Genomic DNA, 10039 nt, shown 5'->3' on the forward strand with positions numbered 1-10039 from the left:
TTGCCATCCTTTTAAACGATGAAATTACTTTTCAGAAACATGAACTCGAATATTAGCAGTTACTTGTGAATGTAATTTGATTGGAACATTCGTGTAACCTAGTGATTTAATAGGTTCTGGAAGTTCAATTTTACGTTTCTCAATTTTTAAATTATGTTGTTTCATCATAGTTTGAACAATTTGTTTAGAAGAAACTGAACCAAACAATCTACCATCAGCACCAACTTTGGCTGGGATTTCAACAACAGTTTTGTCATCTTCTAATTTAGCTTTTAGTTCTTTTGCATTAGCTAACTCTTCAGCGGCTTCTTTTTTCTCAGCTTTTTTTTCACCATTTAATTGGCTAATTGCTGATTTAGTTGCAGCCTTAGCTTTATTTTGTTTAATTAGGAAGTTTTGAGCGTAGCCATCTGGCATGTCCTTAACTTCGCCACGTTTGCCCTTACCTCGAACATCTTGTAAAAATATAACTTTCATTACAATTCACTCCTTTAGTCCTACAAGTAATAATTTAACAGATATAATATCAAAAGTCTTGAAAAAACATTAATAAAAGTTAAATGTTTTCTTCTTGCTCAACATCGTTAATTGCCTCAACTAACATTCTTTCAACTTCTTTGATAGTTTTATCTTTTATTTGAGTAGCTCCACTAGATAGATGACCACCGCCACCTAAAGTTTCCATAACTCTTTGAACATTAACTCGACCGTTACTTCGAGCTGATATACCAATTTTTTTATCCGGACGATGTGTTATTACAAACGAAGCATTAACTCCTGAAATATTTAATAATGAATCAGCAGCTTGAGCAGCGGTAACTGGGTCATAAACTGTTTCACTTTCACCACAAATAACAGCTAAAGTGTGTTTTTCATCAATAAATTTAGTCATTGAAATTAGATGCGTTCGTGCCATATAATCATCTGGATTTTCCTGCATAAATGCTTGCATTTCTTCAGAGTCAGCACCTGCTGATCTTAAATAACTAGCTGCATCAAAAGTCCTAGTCCCTGTACGCAATGAGAATGATTTAGTATCAACAAAAATCCCAGTCAACATAGCTGTAGCTTCCAACTTACTAATTGGTTCCGCATCTTGTGATTGATATTCGAACATTTCAGTAATTAACTCACATGTTGAAGAAGCATATGGCTCAATGTATACTAGCACCGGATTCTCAGGAAATTCTTCTCCACGTCTATGATGGTCAATAATCATAACCTTATTTTCTAAACGTTCATATATTTCTCTTGAACAACTCATTGAAGGTTTAGAGTGATCAACCATAATTAATAAAGTGTTATCAGTGGCTTGCTGTAATCCAGCTTCTGGTGAAATAAGGTCATCTTTCAAATTATCCTTATCTCTAATCTCACCAATTAAACGTTGAACATCTGAATGTAGACCTTCTTCGTTAACAATCATTTTACATGGCTTGCCATTCATACTAGCAATTCTATGAATACCTAAACAAGCACCTAATGAGTCCATATCTGGATGCGCATGTCCTTGAACAAAAACTTGATCAGATTCGTTAATCAATTCTTGTAAAGCTTGAGATATCATTCGAGCTCTAACTCTGGTGCGCTTTTCCATGGGGTTAGTCTTACCACCATAAAAACGTGCCTCTTTATCTTTTGCCTTAACTACAACTTGATCACCACCACGACCCAAAGCTAAATCTAAATCTTTTTGAGCTTGATCAGCTAAACTATTTAAATTGTCATCTCCATAGGCAATTCCAATACTTAACGTTAGTGGGAAGTTTTGCTTAGAAGTAGATTCACGAATCTTATCTAAAATTTGAAATTTATCATTTTCAATTTCAGCTAGAGTTTTAGAATATGCAAAGAAGATGTGATGATCTTCGTCGACTTGTTTAATGAAGAAACCAAATTCTTTAGCCCAAGCTGACAATTCATTGGTGACATAGTTATTCAGATTAGAAATATTTTGATCAGTCATGGATTGAGTAATTTCGTCATAATTATCTAAGAAAAGTTGTCCAATCGCTATTTTTTCATCATTATAACTTTTTTCAATATTAAAATATCTGGTAATATCCATCATGTATATGGTGTTATATTCTTTTTGAATTAAAAGGTTAAAATAATGATTTTTCCATTCAACAACTTGTGGATTTTCATCTTCCCAATATTTATCCAAAATCTCACTCAATTCTGGTGAAACTTCTGAAACTGAATTACCTAATAAATCGGCATCACCAAAGTATGGTTGTAAGTAGGGATTGACCCATTCAACTTTGCCAGATTTACTTAGCATCAAAACCCCTACCGGCATTTCTAACAAAGTTTCTTGTTCACCACGATGAATTCGATAGGATAAATTAGAGATATAGTTATCTCGATCTTCACTTAACTTATTCATTCCATTAAATATAAAGGTTAATGCTAAACAAATAAATATCAGTAAAGTAAATCCTAAAACATTACTGTATAAAAAGCTTATAACTAAGCTTAGTATTGATAAAAAAGAAATAAAAACGGTTATCCACCTTAGTATGCTATCGCGTAAAAAAGGTGGAAGACTTGCTAATGAGAATAATTTTTTCATCTTAAGTCCTCTTTAATCTTGTTAGTGGTAATTTCATTTTATCACAAAAGAAAAAAGTAATAAAAAACTGGGGCGTTATAAAATAACAGCCCCAGTAAAATATTTTTTATTATGCTTCTGAAACGAATGGCATTAAGCCCATGATACGAGCACGTTTGATAGCCATTGTTAACTTACGTTGGTTTTTAGCACTTGTTCCAGTAACACGACGTGGTAAAATCTTACCTCTTTCTGAAACAAAACGACCTAATAAAGCAACGTCTTTGTAGTCGATGTATTCAATGTGATTAGCAGCGATGTAATCAACTTTACGACGACGACGTCCGCCTCTTCTTTGTTGTGGCATTATAAATTCCCTCCTCTATTTATCGATTAAAATGGTAAATCATCATCTGAAATATCGATTTGGTCACCAGAACTAGCAAATGGATCAGCTGGTTGTCCATTTCCACCATTATTAGATGGTTGTGAATTATTAGCTTGATTATTGCTGTTATTGGAAGATCCAAAAGGATTTTCATTGTTTTGAGGAGCACCGTTATTGTTGCTATGGTTTGCAGAACGTGGTTCTAACAAAGCAAAGTTTTCAACAACTACTTCGGTTACATAAACTCTTTGACCTTGTTGATTTTCGTAATTTCTAGTTTGAATACGACCATCAATTCCAACCAAAGAACCTTTATGAACGAAGTTGGCAAAGTTTTCAGCGGATTTTCTCCAGATTACACAATTGATGAAATCTGCATCACGTTGACCATTAGCATTTGTAAATCGACGGTCAACAGCTAAAGTAAAACTACCTACTGCTACTCCGCTTTGTGTGTATCGCAAATCAACATCCCGTGTTAATCTACCCGTTAAAGTTGTACGGTTAATCATGCTGAAATTCTCCTCTCTGCTTTTTAGTTATTAATTATCTTCTTACAGTCATTTGACGTAAAATGTCATCTGAGAATTTTGATAGACGATCAAATTCATCTAAAGCAGCTTTGTTATCAGTTGTTAAGTTGACAACGTGGTATACACCTTCGTTGTAACCAGCAATTTCGTATGCAAAGCGACGTTTTGACCAGTCTTTTGAATCGATTAACTTAGCACCATTATCAGTTAAAACTTTGTCAAATCTTTCAACTAAGTCTTTCTTTGCTGATTCGTCTAAATCTGGACGAATGATGTAAGTAATTTCATATTTATGTTCTTCCATGAATTACACCTCCCTGTGGACTTTAAGACTCTTTATATCAAAGAGTAAGGAGTAAAAGTTATTAACAAATACTCACGTTTAAAAAGAATACCACAATATATTATTTTATTCAATAACGGAATTAAATTTACGATACAAGAATATATACGCGTATTTTAATCTTCCGAATCATCTATTTCTGAATCATCAGCATTTTCAACAACTTTAGCCATTGTAGAAACTTTTGAATCATCAGCAATTTTAATTAAGTGAACTCCTAAAGTAGCTCTTCCGGTTTGTGAAACATCATCAATATTAAATCTAATGATGACGCCCTTATCAGTAACTAGCATAATATCTTCTTTGCCAGAAACAGTTGTTAAACCAGCTAAAGGACCATTCTTTTCAGTTACATTAACAGTTTTAATTCCCTTACCACCACGTTTTTTAATAGCGTATTCAGCAGCAGAAGTTTGCTTTCCATATCCCTTTTCAGAAATAACAAAAACATTATCTTCAGGATTTAGTACTGCAGCTCCAATTACGTAATCTGCATCACGTAATCTTATTCCACGAACTCCAGTGGCTGTACGACCCATTGATCGAACATCTGAAACCTTAAAACTAGCTGAGTAACCGGCATGGGTTCCTAAAATCATATTATCTTTTTCTGAAACCGTTGATACGCGAATTAATTCATCATTATCTTTTAGATGAATAGCTTTTAAACCATTGTTACGAATATTTGAAAATTCTTCTACTGGAGTACGTTTTACAGTTCCATGCAAAGTAGTAAAGAATAGGAATTTATCATCATAACTTTCATTTTCTGAAATAGTTATAACTGCCTGAATAGTTTCATTAGATTCAATACCAAGAAGGTTAATAATTGGAATTCCCTTAGCAGAACGACCATACTCAGGAATTTCATATCCCTTCATGCTATAAACTTTTCCAGTATTAGTGAAGAATAATAAATTATGGTGAGTAGTTGTAGAAATTAAGTTTTCAATGAAATCATCATTGTGTACACCCATTCCTTTAACTCCACGGCCACCACGATTTTGACTTCTAAATTCAGAAGTTGCAATTCGTTTAACATAACCCTTGTGAGTTAAGGTAACAATTACGTCTTCTTCCTCAATTAAGTCTTCATCTTCAATACTTAAAATTTCACCGACCATAAGTTCAGTTCTACGTTTATCACCAAATTTAGATTGAATATCTAATAGTTCTTGGTAAATGATTTCGTTAACTTTGTCACGGCTAGCTAAAATAGCTTTGTAATTTTCAATGTCTTTCAGTAATTCAGCATTTTCATTAGCAATTTTATCATGCTCTAAACCAGTTAAACGTACCAAACGCATGTCTAAAATAGCTTGAGCTTGCTTATCATCTAAATCAAAGTTGCCAGTTAGTTCGTTCTTAGCAATTGCAGCTGTTTGAGATTCACGAATAATTTTAATAACGTGATCAATATTATCTAAAGCAGTTAATAAACCAGCTAAAATATGAGATCTAGCTTCTGCTTTATCTAATTCGTATTTAGTACGACGTTTAATAACTTCAACTTGATGTTCTAGATAGTATTGAAGAATTTCTTTTAAACTAAGTACTTTAGGAGTGCCTTTAACAATCGCTAACATATTAAAGCTAAAGCTAGTTTGCATTAAAGTCATCTTATAAAGGTTGTTTAATACAACTTGTGCCGATGCATCTCTACGCACGTCAATTACAATGCGCATTCCTTCACGGTCTGATTCATCATTAACATCTGTAATGCCATCAATTCGTTTATCACGAGCTAACTCAGCAATTCTTTCAATTAACTTCGCTTTATTTACCATGTATGGAATTTCAGTTGCAACAATTCTTTGCTTACCATTACTTTGTTCTTCAATATCAGTTTTAGCTCTTAAAATAATACTACCTTTACCAGTTTCGTAGGCTTTACGAATACCAGACTTACCCATTACAACTCCACCAGTTGGAAAGTCAGGTCCTGGTAAAACTTCCATTAAGTCTGCAGTAGTTGCATCTGGATTAGCCATTAGTACATGAATTGCTGAAATAACTTCACTCAAGTTATGTGGTGGAATATTAGTAGCCATCCCAACAGCAATTCCAGAAGCTCCATTAACTAATAAATTAGGAAAACGTGATGGTAAAACTACTGGTTCTTTCTCACTACCATCAAAGTTGTCTTGAAAATCAACCGTATTTTTGTTGATATCTTGCAACATTTGAGTTCCAATTTTACTTAACCTGGCTTCTGTATAACGCATAGCAGCTGGACTGTCTCCATCAACTGAACCAAAGTTACCATGACCATCTACTAGTTGATAACGGTAGCTAAAGTCTTGTGCCATACGTACCATAGAACCATAAACAGCTGTGTCCCCATGTGGATGATACTTACCTAAAGTATCCCCTACAATTCTTGCTGATTTACGATATGGTTTATCAGGAGTGATCCCTAGTTCGCGCATATCGTATAGAATACGACGGTGAACAGGTTTCATTCCATCACGAACGTCTGGAAGAGCACGTGCAACGATAACACTCATTGCATAGTCCAGAAATGACGTTCTCATTTTCTGCGATAAGTCAACATCTTCAATACGATGATTTGATAAATCTTCATTGGCCAAAGTCTTTTCCTCCATTCAAATATGTCAAATTAAAATGTTTCACGTGAAACATTCAATTAAACATCTAAGTTTTCAACAAATTGGGCGTTCTTTTCGATGAATTCACGACGTGGTTCAACTTTATTACCCATCAACATATCAAAGACGGCTGCAGCGTTTTCAGCATCCTCTTCTTTAACTCTTTGTAAACGACGATTTTCTGGATTCATTGTGGTATCCCATAATTGTTCCGCATCCATTTCACCAAGACCTTTATAACGTTGAATATTTGGTTTTGGTGAAGCTGGGATTTCAGCTTTCCATTGTTCTAATTCTTCATCTGTTGCAATGTAACGAATCATTTTACCTTGTTGTAGTCTATACAATGGTGGCTGAGCTATATATACATATCCAGCATCTAATAATGGACGCATATAGTTGTAAATCAATGTAAGCAATAATGCTTGAATATGAGCACCATCAACATCCGCATCGGTCATGATAATTAATTTGTGGTAATTAACCTTATCAATATCAAAATCAGAACCAAAACCAGTTCCCATAGCAGTAAACATTGAACGAATTTCTTCATTGGCTAAAATACGTTCCATAGAAGCTTTTTGAACATTCAAAATTTTACCTCTAATCGGCAAAATAGCTTGTGTAAGACGTGAACGACCTTGTTTAGCTGAACCCCCAGCTGAGTCCCCTTCGACAATAAATAATTCTGAAATATTAGGGTCTTTACTAGTATTATTAGCTAATTTACCAGGTAAGTTACTAATTTCTAGACCGCTCTTCTTTCTAGTGACTTCACGTGCACGTTTAGCCGCCATTCTAGCCTTAGATGCTAAGGAACCCTTGTCAACGATCTTGCGACCCAAAGTGGGGTGTTCCATTAAAAATTTAGCAAAATGTTCTGAGAACACATGATCAGTAGCTGCTCTAGCATCTGAGTTACCTAACTTAGTCTTAGTTTGACCTTCAAATTGAGGATCAGGATGTTTAACACTAACAACTGCGGTAATTCCTTCTCGAACATCATTACCTGATAAGTTTTCATCTTTTTCTTTAAAAATCTTGTTTTTTCTTGCGTAATCATTAATCGTTCTAGTTAACGCACGTTTAAAACCTTCTTCATGCGTACCACCTTCAATAGTGTGAATATTGTTGGTGAAAGTACGCAATTCACTATGGTAATCATCTGTGTATTGAAGTGCTACTTCAACATTAATACCATGTTCATTACCTTCTACATAAATAGGTTCGTCAAATAACGGTTCTTTATCTTCATCGATATATTCAACGTAATGTTTGATTCCGCCTTCATAAAGAAAATCTTTTTCAGTCGGTTTTTCTGGACGTTCATCTCGAATGCTAATCTTTAAACCTTTGTTCAAAAATGCTAGTTCACGAATACGATCAGTTAAAGTTTTAACGTTGTAAACGGTTGTTTCTCTAAAAATATCTGGATCCGGAACAAAATGAACTTTAGTTCCGTGTTTATCAGGGTCGGCGTCGCCTAATAATTCCATTGGAGTATTAACATGACCACGTTTAAAGTCCATGTAGTAACGTTTTCCGCCACGAACAACTGTTACATCTAATGAAGTAGATAATGCATTAACTACTGATGCACCAACCCCATGTAAACCACCAGAAACTTTGTAACCGCCACCGCCAAATTTACCACCGGCATGCAAAATAGTGAATACAGTTTCTAAAGCGGGTTTACCAGTTTTCTTTTGAATATCTACTGGAATTCCACGTCCGTTATCAGTAACTGTAATACTATTGTCTTTTTCAATAGTTACATGAATTGCATCAGCAAAACCGGCCAATGCTTCATCAATACCATTGTCAATGATTTCCCAAACTAAGTGGTGCAATCCTTGAACACTGGTAGATCCTATGTACATTCCTGGACGTTTACGAACGGCTTCAAGACCCTCTAAGACTTGAATCTGACTAGCGTTATATTCACTTGCTTTTTCGCGACGTTCTTCTTTTTCCTTGTCAGTCAAATTAATTCCTCCTCTAAAAATTAATTATTTTTAGATAATTTACCATTGTTTATGTTGAAAATAGCCGGTTTTTCAGCTAAATCCTTTGTCATTCCATTTAAACTAGTGGTCGTTATAAATGTTTGAACTTTATTTTGGATAGCATTCAAAAGATGCGTTTGACGACCATCATCTAACTCAGATAAAACATCATCCAATAACAAGATTGGATACTCACCCGTTTCTTCTTTCATTAGGTCGATTTCTGATAATTTTAAAGATAGTGCAGTGGTTCTTTGTTGACCCTGTGAACCAAAAGTTTGCACATTTCGTTTATCTATCAAAAATTGAACGTCATCACGATGTGGTCCGTATAAAGTAGTTCCTTGATGAATTTCTTTATCCTGATTTTGCATCAAACTAGCCAAAAGCATTTCATAGATTCGTTCCTTTGATGGTAGGTTTTTTAATTCAACTGAAGTTAAATATTTAAAAGTTAACTCTTCCATGTTTTGCGAAATTTCACTGTGAATGCTTTTCGCCCAATTTTCTAATTTTTTTAGTAAATTCAAACGTTGAAAAATTATTTTTGAACCAAAATTAGCTAGTTGTTTAGAAATTACTTCTAAGTAAATTTCATCTTTTTTGCCACTGTACTGAATTTTCTTTAAATAATTATTGCGTTGTTTTAGGATTTTTTTGTATTGAGTAGTGTTATACAAATACTGACTGCTAATTTGGCTAAATTCAGTATCCATAAATTTTCTTCGAACACTAGGTGAACCCTTCACGATTGATAGGTCTTCTGGAGCGAATAAAATAACATTAAGATTTCCAATATATGAAGAAAGTTTAGCCTGTTCAAGATAATTAACTTTAGCTTTTTTACCTTTTTTACCTAAATCTATCTCTAAATTAACATTGCCTAAATGTTTTTTTATTACACCTTTTAATTGTGCATAATCATTATGCCAACTAATCAATTCTTTATTATTAGCTGTACGATGACTTTTCGTTAAAGCCAAAACATAAATTGATTCTAAAAGATTGGTCTTTCCCTGAGCATTATTGCCAAGCAAGACATTAACTCCAGAATTAAATTCAATAGAAACATCTTCGTAATTACGAAATTTGCGTAATTGTAAAGTTGTTATTCGCATTATTATCCCTACTTTTTACGAATAAAAAACATCCCTGAATTAGGGACTTCAACATTGTCACCATCATATAGTTTGCGACCACGACGATCATCAGGTTCACTATTGACCATGACGGTGTTTTCCTTCAAATACCATTTAGCTTGCCCACCTGATGAGACTACGTTTTCTTCTTTTAAAAGTTGCCCTAATGTAATAAATTCGGTGCTTATAATTACGTTTTTTTTCAAGACTTCACCCACCTTTTCCTTAGTTCTATTATACCCTTTTTAAAACGTAAAGTACACATTTATAGCTTTAAAATTAGTCTATGAGCGATTTTAAAACATTTCTGATAAATTATACATATATTAATTAAAAGCCGCTAAAATGCACAAAAAATTGAATTTTAAGTATAAAAAAGAGAAATCAACTTATGAAGTGCCTTAAAAAAGTTAGACAATTATTACTAAATTAAATATTTAATTTCATGGAATGATTTCGATATTCAA

9 protein-coding genes are annotated in these 10039 nt (G+C 33.8%); all 9 read right to left on the reverse strand.

Annotated features, from left to right (window positions below; all coding sequences use genetic code 11):
• Positions 1-24: 24 nt before the first annotated feature.
• The gene (rplI, locus tag K5Q11_RS05290) at positions 25-477 is read right to left on the reverse strand and encodes a 50S ribosomal protein L9 (RefSeq protein WP_220728307.1); all 453 of its coding nucleotides are present in this window, start codon (positions 475-477) and stop codon (positions 25-27) included.
• Positions 478-556: 79 nt separating this feature from the next.
• On the reverse strand, positions 557-2575 hold the full coding sequence (locus tag K5Q11_RS05295; RefSeq protein ID WP_220751702.1) for a DHH family phosphoesterase: 2019 nt from the start codon (positions 2573-2575) through the stop codon (positions 557-559).
• 109 nt (positions 2576-2684) lie between these two features.
• Positions 2685-2921, reverse strand: coding sequence for a 30S ribosomal protein S18 (gene rpsR, locus K5Q11_RS05300; protein ID WP_054657879.1), 237 nt, complete (start codon positions 2919-2921; stop codon positions 2685-2687).
• A 26-nt stretch (positions 2922-2947) separates the two neighbouring features.
• Positions 2948-3454, reverse strand: coding sequence for a single-stranded DNA-binding protein (gene ssb / locus K5Q11_RS05305; protein WP_220728309.1), 507 nt, complete (start codon positions 3452-3454; stop codon positions 2948-2950).
• Between the two features lie 34 nt (positions 3455-3488).
• Entirely contained in the window at positions 3489-3779 is a 291-nt protein-coding gene (gene rpsF, locus K5Q11_RS05310) for a 30S ribosomal protein S6 (RefSeq protein WP_054657875.1), read from the reverse strand.
• Positions 3780-3934: 155 nt separating this feature from the next.
• Complete coding sequence (gene gyrA, locus K5Q11_RS05315; RefSeq protein WP_220751704.1) at positions 3935-6424, reverse strand: DNA gyrase subunit A; 2490 nt, start codon at positions 6422-6424, stop codon at positions 3935-3937.
• Positions 6425-6465: 41 nt separating this feature from the next.
• Complete coding sequence (gene gyrB, locus K5Q11_RS05320) at positions 6466-8412, reverse strand: DNA topoisomerase (ATP-hydrolyzing) subunit B (RefSeq protein ID WP_220728311.1); 1947 nt, start codon at positions 8410-8412, stop codon at positions 6466-6468.
• 20 nt (positions 8413-8432) lie between these two features.
• Positions 8433-9551: a DNA replication/repair protein RecF gene (recF, locus tag K5Q11_RS05325; RefSeq protein ID WP_220751707.1), complete on the reverse strand. Its 1119-nt coding sequence runs from the start codon at positions 9549-9551 to the stop codon at positions 8433-8435.
• Between the two features lie 8 nt (positions 9552-9559).
• Positions 9560-9778, reverse strand: coding sequence for a S4 domain-containing protein YaaA (yaaA, locus tag K5Q11_RS05330; protein ID WP_220728313.1), 219 nt, complete (start codon positions 9776-9778; stop codon positions 9560-9562).
• Positions 9779-10039 lie beyond the last annotated feature (261 nt).

Source organism: Apilactobacillus xinyiensis, from assembly GCF_019656235.1.
GTDB lineage: Bacteria > Bacillota > Bacilli > Lactobacillales > Lactobacillaceae > Apilactobacillus > Apilactobacillus xinyiensis.

What these genes read in the sequence shown, in the direction of transcription:
- gyrA (WP_220751704.1), bottom strand. Translation starts at nt 6,424, where the DNA reads ATGGAGGAAAAGACTTTGGCCAATGAAGATTTATCAAATCATCGTATT.
- recF (WP_220751707.1), bottom strand. Translation starts at nt 9,551, where the DNA reads ATGCGAATAACAACTTTACAATTACGCAAATTTCGTAATTACGAAGAT.
- rpsF (WP_054657875.1), bottom strand. Translation starts at nt 3,779, where the DNA reads ATGGAAGAACATAAATATGAAATTACTTACATCATTCGTCCAGATTTA.
- K5Q11_RS05295 (WP_220751702.1), bottom strand. Translation starts at nt 2,575, where the DNA reads ATGAAAAAATTATTCTCATTAGCAAGTCTTCCACCTTTTTTACGCGAT.
- ssb (WP_220728309.1), bottom strand. Translation starts at nt 3,454, where the DNA reads ATGATTAACCGTACAACTTTAACGGGTAGATTAACACGGGATGTTGAT.
- rpsR (WP_054657879.1), bottom strand. Translation starts at nt 2,921, where the DNA reads ATGCCACAACAAAGAAGAGGCGGACGTCGTCGTCGTAAAGTTGATTAC.
- rplI (WP_220728307.1), bottom strand. Translation starts at nt 477, where the DNA reads ATGAAAGTTATATTTTTACAAGATGTTCGAGGTAAGGGCAAACGTGGC.